Raw genomic sequence first — 24,620 nt, 5'->3', positions numbered from 1 at the left:
ACAAACCTATAAATCGCATGAAGGCATCGCTTGCAGTATCAGAGAGACTTTTTTATTTGCGAAAAAAAATTAATCAGTTTTCGAGTCACAAATCGCTAATTTTACGAAACCAATGACACGTTGCAGAAATTAAGCAATCTTGAGTCAAGAATTCGGAATTTTGACAAAACAAATTGGCATTAATTATTGATTTACGCTATTGCAAGGCTCGTTTAAAGCATATTTACCTTATTTTATGCGAAATAAGGCTATTCGGATTTTCTGTTAAGTTTCAGTAAATTCGCTTTGCTCTGTGATGAGAAAACCTTGCCTTTTCACCATGAAGAGCGCACCCTTTGCCGCACTCATCACAGAATGAAAAATAAAAGGATTGATCTATGAAACCTATGCAGCGTCTCTCATGTTTGCTTGCCCTTTGTTTTGCTGCCTCAGCCAGTGCCAAAGTGACGATGGATATCCCCGATACGATTGATTTACTGGTCGTTAATGGTGGAAGTCCCAAAATGTCCGGTGGCTTTTTTGATGCCACGAAAAAGCTTGAATTAGAAGATGGTGAGCAGCAAATCGTCTTTCGTTACTCTCCATATTTCAGTCAAGGCAATGACCGTATCATCATTGAAAGTGATGTGGTAATTGCAACTTTTAACGCGGCTAATCAAGAGCTGACATTTGATATGCCTAAATATCGTGATGCGCCACAAGCAACAAAAGCAATCAAAAACATGCAGTGGCAATTGATTGATCAGCAAGGCAAAGCCGTCAATCTACGTCAAGATCGCTTAGTCAAAGAAGGGTTACAGATCGGCCGTAATTTTGAGTTTGAAACTGCGGAATACAATAAAAAGGGAGGGGTAGCCGCCCTTACTGCCTCTGTCGCGGTTCAGCCAGTGCTTCAAGCAGAGATGTCGAATGCGACCGCCACTGCGGCTGCAGAAGAGATGTTGCACTTTTGGTACAACAAAGCGGATGAAGAAACGAAAGCTCGTTTCAAAGCTTTCGTGAATAAACAATAGTCTCTTTCTTCGTATCTGCATTTTCTGATTCGCAAAAGTAAATCAGCACCTAAATGTAAACGAGGCCATAACGGCCTCGTTTTTCATTACTCATTCAATTCACTATTTAATGAATTATTGCCAAAAGAGCATCGCAATCGCCGTCAGTAAACCAATACAAGCGATGTTTAGATACAGCCCTACACGCATCATCTCGCTCTGTTTGATATGACCAGAGGCAAATACAATTGCGTTTGGCGGTGTTGCTACTGGCAGCATAAAGGCACACGATGCGGCGACAGCAATCAATACTGACAATAGCACTGGAGACATTCCGAATGCTTCCGCAACCGTTGCAAACACAGGGATAAGTAACGCTGCACTGGCCGTGTTACTTGCAAACTCGGTCAAAAACACCACGAATGCTGCCACCACCAAAATCACCACAAAAATCCCCATATGGGAAACCATATCACTTAAGGCATTGGCTAAAAATACGCTGGTTCCGGTCTGTTTCAGCACATTACTCAAACACAGACCGCCTCCGAATAGGAGCAATACGCCCCAATCCGCTGTTTTTTGGATCTCTTTCCAATGCACTACGCGGGCAAAACTGAGCATCAAAATGGCACTCAGTGCCACTAAGGTATCAAAACTTTTGAAACCACCTAGTGCAGCATTCACCGGACTACTGAAAATCCACAAAAACACGGTTAAACCAAAAATACCCAGAGTAACGACTTTGCCTTTATCCCAATCCACAGGCTCACGCTCTAAAGCAAAAGTTCCACTGAGGTTTGGTTTAAGCAGAAGATACAGAATTCCAATCGCCATCGGCAGCATCAACAACGCCGTTGGTAAACCAAACTTCATCCACTCGGTAAAGCTCAAGCCCACTTCTGCTGCAGCAATCGCATTCGGAGGGCTACCAACCACAGTAGCAATACCACCAATACTGGCGCTGTATGCAATACCTAATAACACAAACACATAAGTACTACGTTGCTTGTCAGCATCCACTTTACTCAGCACACCCAATACCAGCGGAAGCATCATAGCGGCTGTCGCCGTATTGCTGATCCACATAGAAAGCAGAGCCGTCACACCAAATAGCATAAATACCGCTACGCTCATTTTACCTTGCGCCATCGCGAGCACTTTATCGGCAATGACTTTATCCAACCCTTGGTGGTGCATTGCAGCGGCAAGCGCAAAACCACCTAGAAACAGGAAGATGATTGAGTTTGCGAAGTTATTTAGTGCGGCTTGGGTTTCAAAAATACCAAAACCGACCGCCATGACAGGGACTAAAATCGCCGTTACGGTGACATGCAGCGCTTCGGTTAACCAAAGCACGGCAATGAATGCAAGAATACTGATCCCCAACACTACATTGTGTTCGAAAGGAAGAAAGTTATAGAGAGCGAGAAAGAGTGCTACATCCGCCAAAATAATCAGGTTATTTCGTTGGAGAAACCATTCTCTGGTATTGGTGGGCAAAGGGAGACTATCGTTTCTGTTCATTATTATTTTCCTTGTGAGGGCCATCAGGCTGCGCCATGATCCCACAGATTCAAACAGAAAAGATAATTATCATTGCAAAATTGTTAACTTTATCAAAGGCGCGATTACAAAATTAACACATTGAAATAAATTGAAATTATTTGAATGAACATTTTTCAATCAGAGCATTTATACACCTGTTTAAAACACATTCACCCCATGGATTTCTTTGATGAAAAATCCGTCACTGAGAATTCACTCAAAATCTGATTTGCCATCGTAGAGATCTGTGGAAGAATGCTGATATTGTGAGCATATTCAAAGGATTGGTATGAACGAAATCATAACCCAACTGCAGTTTTCAGCCACCATCACAGGACCAATCTGTCTAATGCTCTGTTTGGGTGTGCTCTTCAAGCGCATCAACCTGATTAATGAGAACTTTATTGAGGTCGCTTCACGGGTCGTCTTTCAAGTCACACTACCTGCCATGCTATTTCTGAGTATTGTCAGTTCCAAGCACGACTTCTCTTCTAGCATGCCACTGGTGCTATATAGCTTAATCGCCAATATCCTCTTCTTTATCTTTACCTTGCTGAGCACTCGTAAATTCATCAATAAGCCACAAGATTGGGGCGTTATTGCTCAAGGTGGATTTCGTGCTAATACCGCGATTATTGGTTTAGCCTATGTTGCCAATACCTACGGTAATGCAGGTGTTGCTTTAGCCGCCATTTATGTCGCGTCAACAACGGTTTTATTCAATATACAAGCGGTTATAGCTTTAACACCAAGAGGAGAAAGCAATGGCTGGCAAGCAGCCAAAATGATGTTTAAAACTCTGACTAAAAACCCACTGATCATTGCGATTATGCTTGGTGTGATTTGCTATATGGTGAGTGTGCCTATTCCACAAGTCATCACCGATGCGGGCCGTTATTTTGCCAATATGACCTTACCATTAGCCTTACTCTGCACTGGCGGATCCCTCAATTTGAACTCTTTAAAAGAGGAGCGAAACTCCGCTTGGTTTGCAACCGGTTATAAGCTTATCCTTTCACCCTTACTGATCACTGGTGGTGCATGGTTACTAGGATTCCGAGGTTTAGATCTAGGGCTACTTTTCTTGATGACCTCAGCTCCTACCGCGGCGGCAAGCTATGTGATGGCACGAGCAATGGGCGGTAATTCAGCTCTTGCCGCCAATATTATTGCTCTTACCACCGTGTTTTCACTGTTTACCTGTACGCTTGGTATTTTCCTGCTTTCTAGTTTTGGCGTGATCTAATCACCACCGGTGAGCACTGGATCGCAAATTCTCTCTTAAGGTTAAGTGCAAAGGTAAAAAGAGACATAAATCAATAGAATTGAGATTTGAATGGCGTATGGTCAGCTTTTTCAATTTGCCGAGTGTCGTTATGTTAAACCATCAAAAAATCGCCAGCCTTGAACTTGGGCGAGTGATCGCCATGCTGGCAATTATTGCTTTGCATTGCCAACTTTTTACCAGTTATTGGCTCACCGATGAAGAACCATGGGTGGCCTACTTATTTAACCAATCCACCCGTTTTGCTGTCCCACTGTTTTTCCTTATTTCGGGCTATTTGATCCAACCCAAACTCAGCCAGAACCCAATACAAACCTTGCGTAATTACTGCTCTCCATTACTGAGGATATGGGTGATTTGGAGTGTGATTAGCCTATTGATGCCCTTCAATCTCGAAGTGGTGGTTAATCAAGGCTATCTCGCTGAGCGTTCTGGCTATTGGGGATTTTTGCTACAAAACCCACTTAACTCACTGTTTGAAGGCGGGCTTGTACACCTTTGGTTTTTGCCAGCTCTCATGATTGCGGTCACCATCATGGCAATGTTGATCCGCCAACAAAAAACACACTGGATGCTACCGATTGCCATCGGGTTATACATCTACGGTGAATTTGCAGGAAGCAGCGCCGTCGTCACAGGCATGAGCGCGCCCATCTATACTCGTAACGGCCCATTTTTCAGCACTTTGTTTGTGGTGGTCGGTTATCTGATTCGTGAAAGGCACATCCTGTGGCAAGCGCGCTCTGCGCTGTTATTAGCGATGCTGGGAATGGCTTTTCACTTCGTCGAAGCCTATGGCTTACATCAACACGGGCAGGTGTTTAATACCAATGATTATCTGTTTGGCACCGCTTTGTGGGCGATTGGACTGTTTCTTTTCCTGCTCGCCAAACCCGATCTAGGCCGAAAGCCTTGGGTATTTTCACTGTCACAAAGCATCCTAGGCTTTTACGTCAGCCACCTTTTAATGGTCATCGTAATGATGAACATCGCTGGCATTTTAGGCCTCGCTGGCTTGCAGAAAGACGCACTGATCCTGTTTGGCACTTTGATTACCACTTATCTGCTCGTGAAAGGCTTAGAACGCACGCCACTCAAACGCCTGCTGCTAAGATAACAATGAGCTAGAAACCACAAAGGGAGCGAACGCTCCCTTTGCTTTTTTATCGGAAATAGTACTTAGAAGAACTTGCTATAAGGCAGCCCATAGGTTTAACACCATCAGCACCGCTAAGCAGCCAAAAGTGAGCTGCATACCGCGCACACGATTAGGAATGGTGGCTTTAAACATCGAATCAGCGTGTAACACCCGCCCTACCACAAAGGCCACGCCGAGTGCGTGAATCCACCATACATTAACGCCATTCATTTCAGCTAAACCGAGTAGGATTAGGAAAATGGGAATGTATTCCGTCGCATTACTCTGCGCACTGCGCGCCCGAACTAAGGCATCCACACCACCATCGGCAAACAGCACCTGATACTTACGCCGCTGACGAATCACCTGTACGGATAAATAAATCAACCAGCCGCACAGCACGACGGCATAAACTGTTGTGACCATAACCTATCCTTATTTCTTATTGGCTTGACGCAATGAGTGTAAGTGCAAATGGGAAAAATAAACTATTGAGTAGGTTGATTAAAATCCATAATGCCACCACCCGCTTCATAGTGTTTTTCTATCGCTGCGCGTTGCCTCAATAATTCCTCACTCGGTTTAGCCCATTCACTTTCAGGAATAGGCTTAGACCACTCCTCAATCTCTTTTGGTAAGTCAACTTTTGCAAGATTATCCGTCCATTCAGATACCCAATAAGGTAACTTCCATCCACTCAGAATATGAAATAAGTAATAAAAAAACATCGAGGCGTAAGACACCCAAGGTGAGTTAGAATTAAGAATAAACCAACACTTGGGGCCTTTTTGAAATCTATCACACATCTCGCGACGGCTCTTGTCAAAATAGGCACGATCCTCTTTGATAAAGGGACTTGGCTCTGGGCGTCGAGTGAGTGGCTCATCCATATACATACGCATCGTCTCCCACATACGCTGTCCATCAGTGACAGAGGCTATCGGGCGGCGCAGTATCCAGTAGTCCTTACCATCTGGCGTAGGAATAGCAAGACCAAAAGTAAAATGCGTCACCATACTGTTACCAGTGGTTCCTCTATTCAACGCAACCCAACACACCACCTCTTCCCATGGAGCAATAATCGGTTTTTTCTCTTTATCAGAGTAATAGCAAATCTCACGGCGTTGTCGATTTAGCCGAATCGGGCGCTGACGGGCAAAATCGATAGACGTACCGATAATGACTTGACAGCTAACACAAAGTAAAAGAAAAAAAGCAATAGTTAGTGACACGGCAACGTCATTGAAAGACTCGATAAATGCGACAAAGAACGAACCGAAGAGTTGCATATCTCGATGACCTACATAAAACAAAATAAGCAGAATCACGATTGCAGAAACACTTATCCCAGAACTCATTATCTGCACCTGCCAAGCTTTACCCTGATTGCGTTGCCCAATATCTAGGTAGGTATCGTTGATTTCCAGAATCTCGGGTGACTGAACTATTGTCTCTGAGGCAATTTTGGCCGAAGGCAAAGGTTTGGGTGAAAAAAACACCGCCTCTCCGGTTAAAAATTTGCGCGTATCGCCAGCCTTGGGCTCAAGCTCTTTGAGATCTATATCTTGACTCTTCTTTTTCCAAAACATAATTATGTTACTTTCCAATAAATTTGCTGGGTAGTTAACGGGGCAAGATGACTAGCAGAGAGATTTCTCGCTTTAAACAGCGCAACTTCACTAAGTGGGCCAACACGGGTAAAGCTTTCTGCTTGAAAACGCAGAATATCTTTCTCTGGCGTATCTGGCACCGGGAAATAGTGCAACTCAATGGCAATCCCGTGCTCGGCATTGATTTCAGAACTATACAAAGGTAGTGCTATCACTATTGGCTCGTGAGCCTCACTTAAACATACCCATTGTTGTTCTAGCTCTTGGGTCCATGGTTGCCAGTTGTTATCACGCAAGCTAGTTTTCCAATAGGCCGACAACATCACACCCGCCTCGTCCAATGTTTCTCGACTAATACCAGGAAAGCCCAATATCAAAGCTTTACCCTGTTCAAACTCACGGATTTCGACACTCGGCTTAGCTGAGATTCTTGCTAACTGAAGGTTACTCTGTTCAAGAGAAATTGACGAAGGCGACTTACCCCACTGGCTGTTTGCAAACCAAGTGAGGTATTGAGAAAGATTAGTGCGGTTATACCACACAGTCGCCCCTAGCTGTATGGCAGAGATAGCAATACCAATCAACGTTAAACGAATACTTAGTGAAAGCAAATTAGCGCCATTTCTTGCCCAGATACCAGCGCGAACAGCTTTATCTGATTTAAAAACTGCATAAGCAACCTTTCCGCTCTCTTTTATACCAACATAATTGACTCCAATCATTACACCTTCTGCCGCCAATGTAATAGAGGCCTTGGTGTCACCTTTTACAACCGCATCGTACCCAGCAGAGGTTGCTTTTACGACTGAACTAATACCACCAAATATATATGCCCATCCACCCAGCATCACGGTCCATTTACCAAGATTGGCACCATAAACAAGTTGACTGACTTTACTGCTGACCAACTTGATGGCAGCCATATCTGTTGCAGCCCGTACCCCCTGCACAAAACCTAAAATACCACTTAATGCACCAGTCATCTCTGAGATAAGCAATGCAGTATCCTTATTACGTGCCTTATAAGCATTACTGATGGAAAAACAGACTAGTATCAAAGACAGCACATCCCACTTTCCTGCCTTAATACGTACTGAATATTTACCCAAATTGACGCTTCTAGTTTTCAACTGGCGCAGATCAGCTGCCATCTGCTTCATATCTGCGTGTGTTTCTGGAGACAAACCTTTGATGTAATAGCCAACTTTGGCAGGGCTATCACCAAGAGGTGAAAGGGCTTCTGCGAGTTTATTTTCCATCATAAGCAGATTTGACTGATTGCGTTTCAAATCCTGACGCATCTTAGAGATCGAAGCAGACTGATTAATTGATTTTCCTTGCTTACGTAATTTTACCAGTTCCTGCCGGAGCTGATTTTTCAAGCTGAGGTTCTCCTCACGCATACTCACCGCTTGATTACGCAGCATATCAAAAGCTTCAAATTCTGCTTTATTGGCCAACCCAACGGAAACTCCATTAACCTGATAAGCTTTAAGCATATTCAACCAAGCACTTCCAGAAAGATCTCGAAAAACCCTCTTAGGATCAAACTGTTTATTGGCATTAGCATCTTCCAGAAATTCCGACGTCGCTTTAGCGAGTACTAACGTATTCGCCTGGGCATAACTGGCGTCGATCAAAGAATCAAAAGCTCGCATGCCTTCATTAAGTGAAATCAACCGACTACCCCAGTCTTGACCTGTAAATTCTTGAGCCAGTAAACCGTTTAGCTCTAAGCCGATGGTGTTGATAGCTGTAAGATCATCTTCAGCTGCAACCAACTTTTGCAGCTCGCTGATTTTCTTTTGTATTTCCTGGGTAATTTTGTCGAAATTTTCGGCAGGCAAGGTAAACAGACCACGGTAGGCAATCCAAGGCATTTTATCCAACTGGTCAGCGATGAGCTTACTGGATGTATCACTCCAGCAAATATCCTGAATACAGGCGTATTCGGCTGCGAGCAAATTTTGCAAGCTCTCAACGTTTGTAGCATCAAAATACCAAGCCGCTGGATAAAAACGACTAAATAATGCCACTCTGTCTTCGGTGATTTGTTCTAGTAGAACTTGCCAGTGAGCCAGTTTTTCTCGTTCCTGTTTTAGAAACGCTTTCATCTCATCTTCATTGATAAGATCCAAAATACCGAGAGTACCCGCATTAGAATCCCAAAACTTGAAACTATTTACACCATGCATTTGACGTTGGTATTGCTCTTCAATATCACCGATTAATTCTTGATATTTTTTCCACAGATCTGTACCAAGTGCATCTTTTAGCTGATTCCTTTTTATCGCATTGAGTCGAGCATTGTTACCACCGTGTTCTTCCTGAAATTCAAGCCACTCAACAACTGCTTGCTTTTGATTGTTATTGAGCTCGTTTATTAAGGTAGTGTCACCAATCGCAACAGCGAGTTGGTCAACTTTATCTGGAGAAAGCGTGATTTGCGATTCAATGTAACATCCTTCGACAAACTGTTGATATCGTTTCTCATCAGACGTCCAATCTTCTAGTGATGTTGCGACCAGTGCTTGAAATGAAGCTAAGTCTCTGAGGATACCAATATCATCATTAAGGATAAGGTAAAAATGGCCGTTTCTATATTGGCGTAGAACTTTGGCACTTAACTCAGTAAAGTCGATTTGACGGTATAGTGGTTTATGCTCCCATTGATAAGTCTGGTAACTCAGTGATGACGTCTGTGAAACTACTTTTTCCGCACATTCAGCAATCAGTGAAGATGCTTGTTTGGGCGTCAACAAATTTTCTCCACCAGTCAGCGGGTTTGCCTGCAATAAGCTCACCCGCTGCATAAAGCGTTTTCTATCTTTATCATTCTTAATGACTTGTGAACATTTTCTCGCTGTCCATTGAACTTCCGAGTAGCACGCATAAAGGATATCGGTCTTTTTGAACACAAGATTAGCATCACCAACAGTCGTTGTTCTGACATCTTTATCAACGTCACTATCTTGCCATAACAAAGTAGTAATCTGTCCACCTTCGGTCCGATACTCATGAAGTAGCCACGCTTCCTCTTGCTTCATCAAAATATATAACCAACCATCACGAAGTAGGCGAACTCCGATAGGTTTTGACTTAGTTTCGAAAGGAGGTGAAGCAACACCTTTAACAGAAAGAGTTTCTACTAGCCCATATCTAACTGGAATAAGTTGTATTTTATCAATGGTTAATGGACAAACAGCAACGGGGCTTTGGGCATCTTTAGTATCACCACACATGGCGGCTTGAAGAGGTGAGCTCACGATCTTTGCTCCTGAATATATTGATGAGAGTATTGCTCTGCGAGTAAGGCAGCATGCTCGATACGCTGCGAAGATGTCTGCTGTGATGTTTGGTGTATAAGCTGATAAATGTCAGGATAAATTGGAGACGCAATGGCCTCAATACCAAGAAACCCAATTACATTAAAGAATAACAACAAGTCTCGTTCAGAATTAAAACCCATTTGATATGCATTTTTCGCTTGTTGGTTAAGCCACTCCTCTATATCTGCATATTGTGAAATTGTTTCGGGAAACCATTTACACATGTGATCTGCAATATTTTCCAGTGTATTACGCCAAGAAATCTGCCCCATCATCTGCCACTGTTCATCAGACAATTTGTACATACCCTCTGAAACAGTGGGTATAGAATCTGGTTTGCTCAATAACTCCCAGCCCCTTTTAGTAGGGAGCCAAGCTTGTTCCATCACTTGCCATAACCGAGCAACTCGAGTTTGCAGCAAAACATAAGCACAGTCACTATTGGCCATTTTCAAAAATACCGATGTACCGTAGGGTGAAAGCACTTTAATCAGACTTCTTATCCTCTCTGCAACATCATCCAATGGTAATGACGATGAGAAAAAATAACCGACTCGGTTGTTATTCAAATCGAAAAACCATTGCTTTACGGGGTCAGTAGCTTGCACTAAATACGGGGATACCTCGATCAGTTGGTTGTATGGTTCATAGAGATAAATTGGCTCTAAATTTAACTCTCCACTCAAGCTGTACAACTGTTTGGCAATGTGCTCGACCTGTGCTCCATCAACCAATAGATACAACGTTTTATTCGGTGCAATAGCGGTATCAGGCAAAACCGTAATCATCTCCATCTGCATCACAAACTTTTTGCCTCTTCACACACTTCACACACAGGTGCAGGACCTTTGAGTGCTTCAATTTGTCGCGCCTTAAGTAAAGGTGACATGGATTGTTGAGTGGGAGTTACCGCGGCTAGCTCAATCTCTTGCGGCGTTTTGGCTTTATCCACCCCTTGTGGCAACTCGGCCATTTTACCGCCATAGCCTGAGCCGCTGCCTGCGCTGCCGCCGGAGTTGAGGTTAATAGCAGAGCCGACGACGTGCACACCGCCGGCATCGACTTTGATAAAACTGCCACCCGCTTTTATTGTAAGCTCGTTGCCTGCTTCCAAGACCAGTTTGTTACCCGCTTTAAGGTGAACCTCTGTGCCTGCATCGTAAATCGCTTTGCTGCCGATTTTTTGCTGCAATGAACCACCGATTTCGCTACTGCTGTCGAGTTTGACGAGCGTGCGACTTTCCCCCTCCACCGTCAGATGTTGATTGTGTTTAATCTGGGTGAACTGGTCATTTTCAACGGTCAGGTGTTGGTCATGGCGAATGACCGTGGTGTGGTCGTTTTCAATCAAACCATCGAAGTCTTTCTGCGCATGCAGGTAGATTTGCTCTTTGCCCGCTTGATCTTCAAAACTGAGCTCGTTAAACCCTTCCCCTTGATGCGTCTCGGTGCGCAGCACGGTTTTGGTTTTGTGCTCAGGCAAGGTGTATGGCGGCGTGTTGGTCGCATGATAAGTGCGTCCGGTGATAATCGGTTGGTCTGGGTCGCCGTTTAAGAAAGAAACAATCACTTCATGACCGATGCGCGGAATAGCGATAAAGCCGTATTGGCTGCCTGCCCAACCTTGCGACACCCGTACCCAACAGGAGCTTTGCTCGTTACCGTTCGAGTAGCGGTCCCACGGGAAATGGATTTTCACGCGTCCGTGTTCATCACAGAAGATTTCTTCGCCTTCAGGGCCAACGACCGTGGCTATCATTGGGCCATCGACTTGCGGTTTAGGTTGTGGCTCAGCGCGCCAGTGGAGATGCCCAGGAATTAAGCTGAACTGGTTGCTGTAGGTCGTTGCACCACTGCCACCGTCTTCTTGTAGCGCTTGCGGCTGCTCACCTTGGTGGTTAATGGAGACCACCACCCAATCGCGGTTCATCGCAGGGTCAAGGTGCTCTTGCAGGTCAAACTTATAGCCCGCACGCAGTAGCGGTTCGTTGCTCTGCCCTGCCGCGGTGTGGGCATTGCGGCGCAGGTAGTCTAAGCGGATTTGGCTAAAGGCTTCACCATTCACATCGTCTTTGTAGCGCCCCGGCGCATCAAAGTGTTGGTAGCGCGTTTGCTGATAGCCAAGCTCTGTGCCCTGCACGGTTTGTAAAAAGGAGTAGGCTGGCTTTTTGAAGCTGTAGTCTTTGAGCTGAACTTCGCTGACTTCTGCTTGGGTGTGATAGGTTAAGCCGTGGATGTACGGCGTATCTATCGCACCACCCGCTAAAGCGTTGTACGGGATGGGCTCCGGCAGTTTGCTTAGGCTATCACTGGCATCACTGAAATAGAGGGTATGTTTGCCCACTTCATGGACAAAGCTGTACACCAAGCCTTCTTCAGCGGCGAGGCGGTGCAGAAAGTCGATATCACTTTCACGGTACTGCACACAAAACTCACGCTGCCCGCAATCACGCTTGAGCGCAAAAGCGTAATCGGTAATCCCCATTTCTTGCAATAAGACGGAGAGAATTTCAGGGACAGTCTGCTTTTGGAAAATGCGGCTATTGTGGCGCAGGGATAAGCGCTCTAAGGCAGGAACTAAGGTGAGTGCATAGAAAGTATGGTGATGGCCGATATCGCCTTGGCTGAAAGCACGCACAATGCCATGCACGCGCTGCACCAGTTGTGAGTTGCGGTAAAGCTTCAGCTCAGCACGCTTATCGACCATCTGCTCAGCGGTCAGGTTGGATACCCGACTCGCCAGTTGCACTTCATAGCGAAACCCGTAACAGGCTTGCTCTAAAAAGACGCTGTTGGAGAGTGACTCCTGCCCGTGAAAGCCTCTGACCACCAGAGTCTCATCTTCCAGCCCTTCCACCTCAATGCTGTACGCTAATGTCGCCATCCTGCCTTTCCTTCCCCTACATTAAAAATGGCAAAACCTTAAACCCACAATACCGCGTCAAACGATACTCTGGGTTTAAGGTTCACAGCCGCCCACCCGAAGGTGAGCGACATACTCGGAGCGTAAATTACGCTTCGATTGGCTTACGCCAGTCATCCGCACCTGAAGTACCCGCGTTAACGTGGTCCCAAGTGATTTTGCGGTAAGACAGAGACACAGTCACATTCTGAGTAAAGTCAGATTTTGCTGGGTCTTGGCAGTGTGGCATTTCACAGTGGATATCGACGATAGACGCGTTTTCCAGCTTAGTAGTGAAGAAGTTTTCTTGTTTGCCTTCGATAGACGTGCGGTACCATTTCAGCTCAACGGTTTTCAGCTTCTCACCTGAAGACAATGCGTTGTATAGCAGAGGAACCGCTTTGTTCAGCGCCACAGTGAATTTGAATGGCTTGTGCACACGTTGGCCTGAAGGCTGACCAGATTGTGGGTCAGTCGGTACGGTTACAACGTGGTCAAACTGTTGAACCAGCATCTCATCTTCGTGGCCTTCAACGAATGAATCGCCGATAGAGTCAGCAGTACATGCGCCTGCAGTGATAAGACCCTGAGTTTGGCCGTCGATAGAGATATAACATGGAGTTGGCATGGCTATTTCCTTTCTAAAAAATCATTAAATAAAATGAAAGCGTTAACGCGCTAAGCGCACCATCGCCATAGAAAGAGCAAGGTCGATGCCAACTTACTTGCCATTAAAAATCAATGTGTTATTAAATTACCTCCATCAATAAAGCAAAAAGCTGCCTGTGTTTGAGCAAGATCTTGCTTGGTGGGCAAAAAGTTTCGGCGCAGTAAAAACCGATCTCTCTGAAAAATCCCACCATCGGCGATAAAAAACCAACCCGCCGTAGCGGGTTGATTGTTTGATGAGGAAATATCGAAAAGTCGCGAGACTTACTCCGCCATCCACTGATAAAACAGCGTCGCAAGCGGAGGAACACGCAATAACAGGGATTGATCTAAGCCTTCACTGCCCACGGCTTCGCTACTGACTTCCTGCAACACAGAGTAATCACTACCATTGTATTGCTTGGCGTCGGTATTGAGTAGCAGGCGGTAACGCCCCTCTTTGGGAACACCTAAGCGGAATTCCTGCTGCGGAACAGGTGTGAAGTTGGTGATCACTAACACGCGATCGCCAGCTTCATCCATACGCTCATGGGCGATCACGCTGAGATCGGCATTATCTTGTAAACGCCATTCGAAACCACGCGGATCGCAGTCAAGCTGATGCAGTGCGGCTTGTGATTGGTACAGATGGTTCAAATCACGCACTAGGCGCTGAACCCCAGCATGGCGTTCAAACTGAGTCAAAAACCACTGCAACTGACCATCGTGATTCCATTCGGCGGTTTGCCCTAACTCGGTGCCCATAAAGTTGAGCTTTTTACCCGGCTGACCATACATATAGCCCAAGTAGGCGCGTAAGTTAGCCGTTTGCTGCCACTCATCACCCGGCATTTTATACATAAGTGAGCGCTTACCATACACCACTTCATCGTGTGACAAAGAGAGCACATAATTTTCGCTAAACGCGTAAATCAGCGGGAAAGTCAGGGTATTGTGGTGGTATTTGCGATGAACCGGATCTTCTTTAATGTACGACAAACTATCGTGCATCCAACCCATGTTCCACTTAAAACCAAACCCTAGGCCGCCCATAAAGGTCGGTGCAGAAACACCGGGGAACGCCGTCGATTCTTCAGCGATCGTCATCGCATTCGGGAAGTATTTGTACACCTCTTCGTTCATCCACTTAAAGGTGGCGATGGCGTCGTAGTTTTCGCGTCCACCGTCAACATTCGGGATCCATTGATCGTGACTGCGCGAATAATCGAGATAAAGCATCGAAGCCACCGCATCAACACGAATACCGTCGATGTGGAACATCTCAAACCAATACAGTGCGTTAGCAACTAAGAAACGGCGTACATGCTCACGACCAAGATCGTAGATGTAAGAGTTCCAGTCTTGATGCCAGCCGCGGCGCGGATCCGGATCATGGAATAGCGGCGTGCCATCAAAATTGGCTAGACCGTGAGAATCTGACGGGAAGTGTGCAGGCACCCAATCGAGCACCACACCTATCCCAGCTTGGTGACACAGATCGACAAAATATTTGAAATCATCTGGCGAGCCGTAACGGCTAGTCGGTGCAAATAGACCAACCGGTTGATAGCCCCAAGAGCCATAAAACGGATGCTCCGCGACGGGCATTAGCTCAACATGGGTATAGCCCATATCAGCCAGATAAGGCACCAATTGATCAGCCAATTCACGGTAATTGAGAAACTCGCCGTTTTCACCCCGCTTCCATGAGCCGACATGCAGTTCATAGAAAGAGAGCGCTTGTTTACGCTTTTCCGTCACGGGACGCTGCTGCCATTCGCTGTCTTGCCACTGATAGCTTTGATGATCGTATGTGACGGAAGCAAAAGAAGGGTATTGCTCGGCATAAAATCCCCAAGGATCGGCTTTATGTGGTAAGCCTTCTCCGTGTGGGCCTTTCAACTCAAATTTATATTGGGTGCCTTCCGGTAAGCCGGGGATAAAAATCCCCCAAATGCCGTAATCAAGGCGTTGCATCGGGTGACGGCGACCATCCCACTGGTTAAATGCACCAATCAAACTGCACGCGGCAGCGTGAGGAGCGTACACCAAAAAGCGCACGCCTGAGACCGCTTCACCATCGCGCTCTAAAGTGACAAATTGCGCACCCATGTGATGGTACATCTGCTTCGGTGTGTGCAGATCATCGTATTCAGCATAAATGGTATGGTATTGGTACGGGTCGTCCAGTAACTGCTCTGTACCTTCCCAATCTACAGCCAATTGGTAACGGGTAAAACGCAGGTTACGGCCATCTTTCAGAATAAAGCCGCTCTCACCTTCACGCTCTAACGTAACGCGCGGTTGCCCTTCAACCACCAACTCCACTTTATTGGCTCCCGGCATCCAGACTCGCAATGCGCCTTGTTCTGCGGGAATGTAAGGGCCTAAAAATGAAAAGGGATCAGCAAACGCAGCACGCGCTAACTGATCATAAATCTGTTCAGCCTTAAATGGCTTTTTTGTGATTTTCAAACCTAACTCCTAACCTAGCTAGCGAAACATTCCCTTCCGGCTTAAAGATTTATGTCGTTTTGAATCGGTATCTTTAAGTTGTTTGGGTATAGCAGAAAGCCCGCAAACCGCGGGCAAAGCGTGTGTCCATCTTACCGGACTTCTCAAGGAGGAAAGAGTGACCAACCCTCAACTTCTTTGGGTCATAGTTAAGAAATTGGTCACTGAGTTCCTTATTGGCTGGCTTTGCTGCGCACTTCGGTCAGTCGAGCCGCAATGCGGTTCACTTCTTCACGCGCAAAAATCTCATCCAGATTCACGGATAATTTACGTCGCCAGTTCGGGTATTCGTTGACCGTTCCCGGAATATTGACCGGCTTATCCATCTCTAGCCAATCTTCCAACTGCACGCTCAGTAGCGCTGAGGAACCTGCCGCTACGTGCAGTTGCAGTGCTTCGCTCAGGTAGGAATCCATCGGAACCTGCGTGGCATCACGCCCAACTCCGGCTGGCAAATAACCGTGCCACGCCACCGAATCGAGGATGCCTTGTTTGGATTTCAGGCGATCATCAAACAAGCCTTGCAGCTGCTCTTCATCCGGATAGAGGCCAATTTCACGCCCCATTTTGAGATCATCACAGTGCCAGAAGCCGCGCAGGGTTGGCATGTCATGAGTACAGAGTGCCGCCATGGATTGCTCTGCGTAATGCGCTGGAGAAACGTAACCACCATCTTCCTTCGAGGTTTCGAAGAAGAAGACTTTGTACGAATGCACGCCCGCATCACGCAGCAGCTCGACGATTTCATCCGGTACGGTTCCCAGATCTTCGCCAATCACGCTGCACTGGTGACGGTGAGATTCGAGCGCCAAAATCGCCAACATATCTTTGACTGGGTAGTAAATGTACGCGCCTTTCGTCGCGTTTTCGCCTTTCGGGATCCACCATAAACGCAGCAAACCTAGTACATGGTCGATACGTAATGCGCCGCAGTGTTTCATGTTAGCACGCAGCAGTTTGATGTAGGCGTCATACGCCGTTGCTTGCAGCACTTGCGGATTGAGTGGCGGTAAACCCCAGTTCTGCCCCAAAGGCCCCAGTACATCTGGCGGCGCACCAATGCTGACATCTTGCAGCAAGTTGCCCTGATCGGCCCACGTTTCGCTGCCAGAATCGGCCACGCCAACCGCGAGATCGCGATACAGGCCAACGGCCATGCCTTTCTCTTCCGCTAATGATTGCGCTTCATGGATCTGCGCATCAGCGATCCACTGCAAATACATGTAGAGATGAACCTGATCTTTCTGCTCATCAATAAATTTTTGTACCGCAGCACTGTCGAAACGATGGTATTTCTCAGGGAAAACTGGCCAACCCCACACTGAAGCATCTTCCGCATGCAACTCGGCATGCAGCGCATCAAATGCCGCTTGATGCAGTAAGCTCTCACCGCCCTGTTCCACGAAATTCAAGAAAGCATGAGCACGATCAGAATGTTTATCCAGATGACGCTTTTTGAACTCAGCAAACAACAGCGGTAACACGCTCATTTTCAGCTCAGCCACTTCGCTGTAGTTCACCCAATGGGCATCACGCACTTTTTGCAGGCGCAGCTGGAACTCTGGACTCCCCACTTTTTGCTGCGCTTCGGCACTGAGTGCGAACTCAGGCACAGAGCTGACATCAATGTACAGAATGTTCAACCAACGGCGAGAGGATGGGCTGTACGGGCTTGCGCCCTCAGGGTTGGCTGGGAATAGTGCGTGAATCGGGTTTAACCCGACAAAATCGCCACCGCGCGAAGCAATATCCGCCACCAACTGTTTCAAATCGCCAAAGTCACCCATGCCCCAGTTGTGCTGAGTGCGCAGGGTATAAAGTTGAATGCTCGGTCCCCATAGCTTTTTGCCTTGTGCCAAGGCGGGTTGCTTGTAGCAAGCTTGTGGCGTCACAATCAGCGTCATTTGGTAAGGTGCTTTGCGGCGCTTACGGGCAATCAATAAAGTGTGATAACCGAGCGGTAGATCATTGGGCAACGCAAACACTAATGGGCCGCCTTCAGCGCGCTCATCACGTACAATTTGTGATTGCAGATAGCCTTCCAGCACCTCGCCTTGCTCGGTCTGCAAGCGCCAATCAAATTCACTTTCGCGCGCACTCACGCCGAGATAAAGCGGCACTTCAATCGCCGCACTTTGGTGCACCACGAGTACCGGATCCAGCACATCTTTCTTGTGTTTTTTCTCAGCCGATTGCAGCAAAGCTTCATCGCTACTGGTGTCATAGCCAAGAGATGCCAAAAGACGACGGATCGTGTCGTCTTCCACTTGAGCTTCACTGCCCCACGCGCTGACATATCGATCGGCAATTTTTGCCATTTCAGCGACTTGTTTTAATGCATTGTCTTGATTCATCGCTCTCTCCGAAGGGACTGCTTTACCCTTCTATGTAGGGTATGTAGAAAAAGGTGAGCCAGAAGGCTCTGACTCACCAAAGGGGCTTAACGCTGAACCGCGCTCAGTTTCCAAATGTTATTCACGTAATCACGGATACTGCGGTCGGAGCTGAATTTGCCCACCAAAGCAGTATTGAGGATGGCTTTCTTCGCCCAACCCGCTTGGTCACGATACTGTTTGTCGATCGCTTCATGTGCTTTTACGTAAGAGGCGAAATCCGCCAGCACTAGATATGGGTCGCCGCCATCGAGCAAGCTGTCATAGGTCGCGCGCAGTTTGCCCGCAGCACCCGGCGTAAACTCTTCGCCCACCAGCAGATCCAGTGACGCTTTCAATAGCGGATCCGCATGATAGAAATCGTATGGGTTGTAGCCACGCGCTTTCAGTGCTTCTACGCCATCCACTTCTAAGCCGAAGATGTAGATGTTGTCATCGCCCACTTCTTCACGGATCTCGACGTTCGCACCATCCATCGTTCCGATGGTCAGAGCACCGTTGAGCGCCATCTTCATGTTGCCGGTACCCGATGCTTCTTTACCTGCGGTTGAGATCTGCTCAGAAACATCTGCCGCCGGAATGATGATTTCCGCCATGCTGACGCGATAATCCGGAATGAACACCACTTTCAGTTTGTTGCCGACCCGCGGATCGTTATTCACTTTTTGCGCGATCATGTTGATGGCGTAGATGATCTCTTTCGCCAAGTGGTAACCCGGCGCCGCTTTCGCTGCGAAGAACACCACACGTGGATGCATGTCAAAACTTGGGTCGTTGATTAAGCGATGGTAGAGCGACAAGATGTGCAACATATTGAGATGCTGACGCTTGTACTCATGCAGACGTTTGATCTGCACATCAAAGATCGCATTGGTATCGAGCTCGATGCCCATGTGATCTTTCACCCAATCGGCCAAACGCGCTTTGTTGGCTTTTTTCACTTCCATAAAGCGTTTTTGGAACACGGCATCTTCCGCGTACTGTGCCACTTTGGTGAGTTGATCCAATTTCGCAGGCCACTCCTGACCAATCTTCTCGGAGATGAGCGCAGACAAATCTGGGTTACAGAACTTCAGCCAGCGACGCGGCGTGATACCGTTGGTCACGTTTTGGATTTTGCCCGGATAGAGCTCAACAAATTCAGGGAACAAGTCACGCTTCACCAATTCAGAGTGCAACGCCGCTACGCCGTTCACCGCATAAGAGCCGACCACACACAGGTTGGCCATACGCACCATACGGTGGAAGCCTTCTTCGATAATGGAGAGCTTTTGCTGTTTCGCGACATCACCCGGCCATTTGGCACGCACTTCTTGCAAGAAGCGATGGTTGATCTCGTAAATGATCTCCATGTGACGTGGCAGTAAGCGTTGGATCAACGATTCGCTCCAGGTTTCCAATGCTTCTGGCAGCAAAGTATGGTTGGTGTACGCAAAAGTGTGTGAACAGATCGCCCACGCCGCTTCCCAAGACATCTGCTTTTCATCGATCAGAATGCGCATCAGCTCAGGGATCGCGATGGTTGGGTGCGTATCGTTAAGCTGAATGGTTTCGTATTTCGGCAGATCCGCCAATGCATGACCTACGGCTTCATGGCGACGCAGAATATCGCGTACCGATGCTGCACTGTGGAAATACTGCTGCATCAAACGCAGGGTTTTACCTTTTTCGTGGTTGTCATTCGGATACAGGACTTTGGTGATGTTGCCAGCATCGATCAACGCGTGCTGCGCTTCAAAGTAGTTACCGTTGTTGAAGCTTTCCAGCGAGAAAGGCGCGATAGCACGACATTCCCACAAACGCAGCGGGTAAACCGTATCACTTTGGTAGCCAACGATCGGCAAATCCCACGGCATCGCTTGCACTAACATGCCCGGTACCCAACGACGACGCTCTTTGCCATTTTCATTGACCACTTCAACGTGGCCGTAGAAGCCAATTTCTTGCTTCAGCTCAGGACGCGCCACTTCCCATGGGTAGCCTTCAACACCACACCATGCATCAGGGGCTTCTTTTTGGCGGCCTTCTTCGAAAGACTGTTTAAACAAACCATATTCGTAGTGCAGACCGTAGCCTACGGTTGGGAATTCTTGCGCCGCACAAGAATCCATAAAACAAGCGGCAAGACGCCCTAAACCACCGTTACCCAATGATGGGTCGCGCTCTTCTTCCAGTAAGTCGGTCAGATTTTGGCCGAGTTCTTCCATCGCTTGAGCAACGGCTTCATACACGCCCATGCTGATCAAGTTATTGCCGGTTAAGCGGCCAATCAAAAACTCCAGCGATAGGTAGTTCAGGCTTTTGCTATTAAGGATGCGCTCATCCTGTTCGGTTTCCAGCAAATCAAACGTCGTAAATTCAGCAAGGGCTCGTCCCATCGCCAAGTACCATGCACGCGCCGAAGCGTGCTCTACCGTTGTGGCATAGGTTGCGGTTAAATGGCGCTTCACGTTTTCTTGGAACGACTTCTTGTCAAACTGTTTCTGTTGAGTAGGTTTCATTGTGAACTCTCACTTTTTGGTTCTAATCCATCTAAGCCCTATCCTGCCTCTACGACTTTGGCAAAACATCCTCCCACTTTTCTCATCAATTGGGAGGAGGAACCAAGGCGTAGAGGCGCAGGAGTCCGGTAGTGAGTGATCTGGCTCCCATCAATGCTCGGTTCAGCCCGAGATAGCAGTGATTCGGATCACACCACCCGCCGATTAACCATAGCTAGGCTTTATGATAGTTCGGAAAACAAGTGGTTGAACATTTGTCCACTCTGCTAAATAGATCACAATAATTTTGCCTCTGTTACCGAATTTTCACTCAATTACGTAGAGGCCTAGACGATATCCTTGCTCACGGGAAGATTAATTAGTGACAAAAATCACAAATATGGGGCGTAGTTATGAGCGAAATGTGAAGAACACAGAAAACTCAGTATGGATCAATAAACGCACCAAATGACTTCAAGTAACATTTGTCCATCTGAGTGTGATACGCCGCGCGTATTCACCCCCCTACGCTTGGAACTTGCGTTTCAAGTTCAAAGAGCATGAAGCTCTGATTGGAATAGACGAGAGAAAGAAGATGTGGATCCCTTCGAAACTGACTCGCCCGGGACGTTTGCATAACGCCATCGTCCGCCCCCGTGTTCTGGAATTATTGCAACACGCCACCTGCTACAAATTAGTGCTATTCCGCTCACCGGCAGGCTATGGCAAAACCACCATGGCGGCTCAATGGCTTTCGGATAAGCCCAATGTTGGTTGGTACAGCATTGATGACAGCGATAACGATCCGTTTCGCTTCATGAACTATCTGCTGCAAGCCATTAATAAAGCGACCCACAATACCTGCCCCAACGCACAAAAATTAGCGGAGAAGCGTCAGTTTTCCTCACTACACTCGCTGTTTAGTGAAGTGTTTGCCGAGATGGCTGACTACCACGGCGAATGCTATGTAGTGCTGGATGATTACCATCTGATCAGCGATGAAGCCATTCACGAAGCGATGCGCTTTTTCTTAAAACACATGCCAGATAATTTAACGCTGGTGGTGACGAGCCGCTCAACGCCACCTTTGGGTACCGCCAATCTGCGCGTACGTGATTTAATGATTGAGATCGGCAATGAGCTTTTGGCTTTTGATACCGAAGAAACCACGCGCTTTTTCAACCAACGCGTTTCCGATGGGATTGATGCACTGACCGCCAATAACCTGCGCGATTATGTGGAAGGCTGGCCTTCAGCAATGCAGCTCATCGCTCTACAAGCGCAGCATCAACACCGCACGCTGGCGCAAACCATCGAATCGGTTTCGCATTTTAATCATGCCCACCTTTGGGATTATCTGGTCGAAGAAGTGTTTGATCTGCTTGATGATGAAACTCGCTATTTCTTGATGCAGTGTTCGGTACTCGACCATTTTGACGATGCCTTGGTGAGCAGTTTAACTGGGCGTGACGATGCCTTGGCGATGATTGAATCTCTCAACCGCTTTGGCTTATTTATCTCGCCGCTGGAGGGGGAAACCAACTGGTATCGCTTTCATAATCTGTTTGCCGAATTTTTAGCGCATCAACGCCAAGCCCGCATTCCACAGCAAGAGCAAGATTTACAACGCTCTGCCGCCAAAGCATGGTTGGAAGCGGCAACGCCTCACCAAGCGCTGCGTCATGCGCGTTTGGCGCAAGATAGCGAGCTGCTGGCGAGCATTTTGAGCCAGTTTGGATGGAAGATGTTTAACCAAGGCGAGCTTGAAGTATTGGAAGCGGCAATCAATCAACTGACCCCCGCTCAACTGTATCGCGAACCTAAATTATGCATGTTGCAAGCGTGGTTGGCACAAAGTCAGCACCGCTATAACGATGTGGGTGCATTGCTGGCCAAAGCAGCGAAAGAGATGAAAGCGCTTAACGTCGAACTCTCAACCAAAGAGCAAGGCGAATTTAACGCGCTGCGTGCGCAAGTCGCCATTAACCAAAACGAGCCAGAAAAAGCACTGGAACTCGCCGAACTGGCCTTAAGCCAGCTTGACCACACCACGTATCGCAGCCGTATTGTCGCCACTTCTGTGGTTGGCGAAGTGAACCACGTATTAGGTCATCTCAGCCGTGCACTCTCAATGATGCAACAAACCGAGAAACTGGCGCGCCAATATCAGGTGTATCACCAAGCCTTATGGGCATTACTGCAACAGAGCGAAATTTTACTGGCGCAAGGTTATGTACAAGCGGCTTACGAGGTACAGGATAACGCGTTTAAATTGATTGAAGAGCAGCAGCTGCATCAAGTGCCACTGCATGAATTTTTGCTGCGAATTCGCGCGCAAATTTTATGGTGTTGGAATCGCTTGGATGAAGCCGAACAAGCCGCTTATAAGGGGCTGAGCGTGCTAGAAAACCATTCACAGAGTAAACACCTGCACTGTTATTCGATGCTGGCCAGAATCACCATCGGCCGCGGCGAGTTGGATAAAGCCGGACGCTTCATAGAGCAGATCCAGCACCTGCTTAAGCAATCGACTTACCATGTGGATTGGACGGCGAACGCTTCACTCTCCCTACTACTCTATTGGCAAGCCAAGGAGAACAGCACCGAAATCCGCCAGTGGCTGCAATCCAGCATTCGTCCCGATAAAGCGTGTAACCACTTCCTTCAACTGCAGTGGCGCAATATTGCCCGTGCGCAAATCCAATTGGGTGAACTGAATGAGGCGCGTGCGACTCTAGAATTTATTCAGGAACAAGCACAGAAATATCAGTTAGTCACTGATACCAACCGTAACTTGATTGTGGAAGCACTGCTGGCTATCACAGCAGGCGATGACCAACAAGCTAGCGACAAGTTAAAACAAGCACTGCGCCTGACCAACCAAACGGGCATGATTGGTAACTTCCTGATCGATGGGGGAAAAATTGGCCACTTGCTCGAAAAACTGGTGCACAAAGGTGAGCTAGGGGATTTGGAGCGCCATCGCGCCCATCTGCTGCTCAAAGAGATCTCGACCACTCAACGTAGCCGCTCCATCCACTTTGACGAAGAGTTTGTCGAAAAGCTGGTCAATCATCCAAATATTCCAGAACTGGTACGCACCAGTCCACTCACGCAGCGTGAATGGCAAGTACTTGGGCTTATCTATTCCGGTTTCAGTAATGAGCAGATTGCCCACGAATTGGATGTGGCGGGCACCACCATTAAAACGCACATTCGCAACCTGTATCAAAAACTCAATATCGCGAATCGCAAAGAAGCGGTACACACCGCCGAGCAGTTATTGCAATTGATGGGCTACTAAATTTGAGTCAAAAAAACGCAAAAGAGCCAGCAAACGCTGGCTCTTTTATTTTAATTCTTTGCCGTATTTAGAATGGCTTAGGCGCGAAACCCGTCATCACTTCGACACGTAATGCTTTGCCAATTTTGGTGGTTGGGTGAACAAGTACCAAACCTTTCACTGATTTTTTCAGCTTGCCCAAATCCGCTTGCTCAAGCTTCGTGATTTCACGTGAGAAAGGCATATCGGCAATCGTTTTACGCGTTTTATTCAGGTCGTAATCTTGCTTGCCTTTCACGCTATTCAAACGCTTAGTCAGAGCTTCTAATTCATCAGTGAACTTGCTGACCATTTCTGAATCGGCGCGACTTTTTGCGGCATCCAACTTACGACGGCAAGTATCGATGCGATTGTTGAGTTGTTGAATATCGGTTTTAAGGTTCATGATTGTCGCTCTATCGAACAGAAAGGGCGCAGAGTATAGCATGGTAAATGGAGGAA

14 protein-coding genes and 1 pseudogene are annotated in these 24,620 nt (G+C 47.2%); 4 read left to right on the top strand and 11 right to left on the bottom strand.

The features are described 5' to 3' along the window. Window positions 1-377 precede the first annotated feature (377 nt). Complete coding sequence (locus tag VOA_RS08890) at window positions 378-1,013, top strand: DUF2057 family protein (RefSeq protein WP_000803880.1); 636 nt, start codon at window positions 378-380, stop codon at window positions 1,011-1,013. A 114-nt stretch (window positions 1,014-1,127) separates the two neighbouring features. On the opposite strand, the gene VOA_RS08895 is transcribed toward VOA_RS08890, so the two are convergent. Next, the gene (locus VOA_RS08895; protein ID WP_001081265.1) at window positions 1,128-2,516 is read right to left on the bottom strand and encodes an SLC13 family permease; all 1,389 of its coding nucleotides are present in this window, start codon (window positions 2,514-2,516) and stop codon (window positions 1,128-1,130) included. A gap of 310 nt (window positions 2,517-2,826) precedes the next feature. Between VOA_RS08895 and VOA_RS08900 the strand changes: the two genes are divergently transcribed. Further along, complete coding sequence (locus VOA_RS08900) at window positions 2,827-3,783, top strand: AEC family transporter (protein WP_001002575.1); 957 nt, start codon at window positions 2,827-2,829, stop codon at window positions 3,781-3,783. Between the two features lie 130 nt (window positions 3,784-3,913). Then, window positions 3,914-4,939, top strand: a complete 1,026-nt coding sequence (locus tag VOA_RS08905; RefSeq protein ID WP_009355936.1) for an acyltransferase — start codon at window positions 3,914-3,916, stop codon at window positions 4,937-4,939. Window positions 4,940-5,001: 62 nt separating this feature from the next. Here VOA_RS08905 and VOA_RS08910 read toward each other — a convergent pair. The 9 genes and pseudogenes from VOA_RS08910 to VOA_RS08950 all read right to left on the bottom strand — a co-directional run bounded on the left by VOA_RS08910 (window position 5,002) and on the right by VOA_RS08950 (window position 20,857). Continuing rightward, window positions 5,002-5,386 (bottom strand): annotated as a pseudogene (locus VOA_RS08910) (MAPEG family protein). Between the two features lie 62 nt (window positions 5,387-5,448). Next, on the bottom strand, window positions 5,449-6,549 hold the full coding sequence (locus VOA_RS08915) for a hypothetical protein (protein WP_000498620.1): 1,101 nt from the start codon (window positions 6,547-6,549) through the stop codon (window positions 5,449-5,451). 2 nt (window positions 6,550-6,551) lie between these two features. Beyond that, on the bottom strand, window positions 6,552-9,836 hold the full coding sequence (locus VOA_RS08920) for a toxin VasX (protein WP_000097990.1): 3,285 nt from the start codon (window positions 9,834-9,836) through the stop codon (window positions 6,552-6,554). Further along, window positions 9,833-10,699, bottom strand: a complete 867-nt coding sequence (locus VOA_RS08925) for a DUF4123 domain-containing protein (RefSeq protein ID WP_001177869.1) — start codon at window positions 10,697-10,699, stop codon at window positions 9,833-9,835. The genes VOA_RS08920 and VOA_RS08925 overlap by 4 nt, the downstream gene beginning before the upstream one ends. Next, window positions 10,699-12,783: a type VI secretion system Vgr family protein gene (locus VOA_RS08930; RefSeq protein ID WP_000212081.1), complete on the bottom strand. Its 2,085-nt coding sequence runs from the start codon at window positions 12,781-12,783 to the stop codon at window positions 10,699-10,701. Before VOA_RS08930 ends, VOA_RS08925 begins: the two co-directional genes overlap by 1 nt. Before the next feature lie 127 nt (window positions 12,784-12,910). Beyond that, window positions 12,911-13,429 (bottom strand): type VI secretion system effector Hcp-2, encoded by a 519-nt coding sequence (hcp-2, locus tag VOA_RS08935; protein WP_001142921.1) that lies wholly within the window; start codon window positions 13,427-13,429, stop codon window positions 12,911-12,913. A gap of 305 nt (window positions 13,430-13,734) precedes the next feature. Next, window positions 13,735-15,924, bottom strand: coding sequence for a 1,4-alpha-glucan branching protein GlgB (gene glgB, locus VOA_RS08940; protein WP_000705030.1), 2,190 nt, complete (start codon window positions 15,922-15,924; stop codon window positions 13,735-13,737). A gap of 212 nt (window positions 15,925-16,136) precedes the next feature. Next, on the bottom strand, window positions 16,137-18,317 hold the full coding sequence (malQ, locus tag VOA_RS08945; protein ID WP_001070812.1) for a 4-alpha-glucanotransferase: 2,181 nt from the start codon (window positions 18,315-18,317) through the stop codon (window positions 16,137-16,139). Between the two features lie 86 nt (window positions 18,318-18,403). Beyond that, a complete protein-coding gene (locus VOA_RS08950; RefSeq protein WP_000805374.1) occupies window positions 18,404-20,857 on the bottom strand; it encodes a glycogen/starch/alpha-glucan phosphorylase in 2,454 nt (817 codons plus the stop codon). A gap of 574 nt (window positions 20,858-21,431) precedes the next feature. Between VOA_RS08950 and malT the strand changes: the two genes are divergently transcribed. Next, window positions 21,432-24,140 (top strand): HTH-type transcriptional regulator MalT, encoded by a 2,709-nt coding sequence (gene malT / locus VOA_RS08955; protein WP_000264961.1) that lies wholly within the window; start codon window positions 21,432-21,434, stop codon window positions 24,138-24,140. 67 nt (window positions 24,141-24,207) lie between these two features. Here the strand turns inward: malT and VOA_RS08960 are convergent, their stop codons facing one another. Then, entirely contained in the window at window positions 24,208-24,564 is a 357-nt protein-coding gene (locus VOA_RS08960) for a YibL family ribosome-associated protein (RefSeq protein ID WP_001050214.1), read from the bottom strand. Window positions 24,565-24,620: the final 56 nt, after the last annotated feature.

This window comes from Vibrio sp. RC586, from assembly GCF_000176715.1.
In the GTDB taxonomy this organism is placed as follows: Bacteria; Pseudomonadota; Gammaproteobacteria; order Enterobacterales; family Vibrionaceae; genus Vibrio.
The sequence above is the reverse complement of the archived record's forward strand: the minus strand, read 5'-3'. Positions and strand labels throughout refer to the sequence as shown.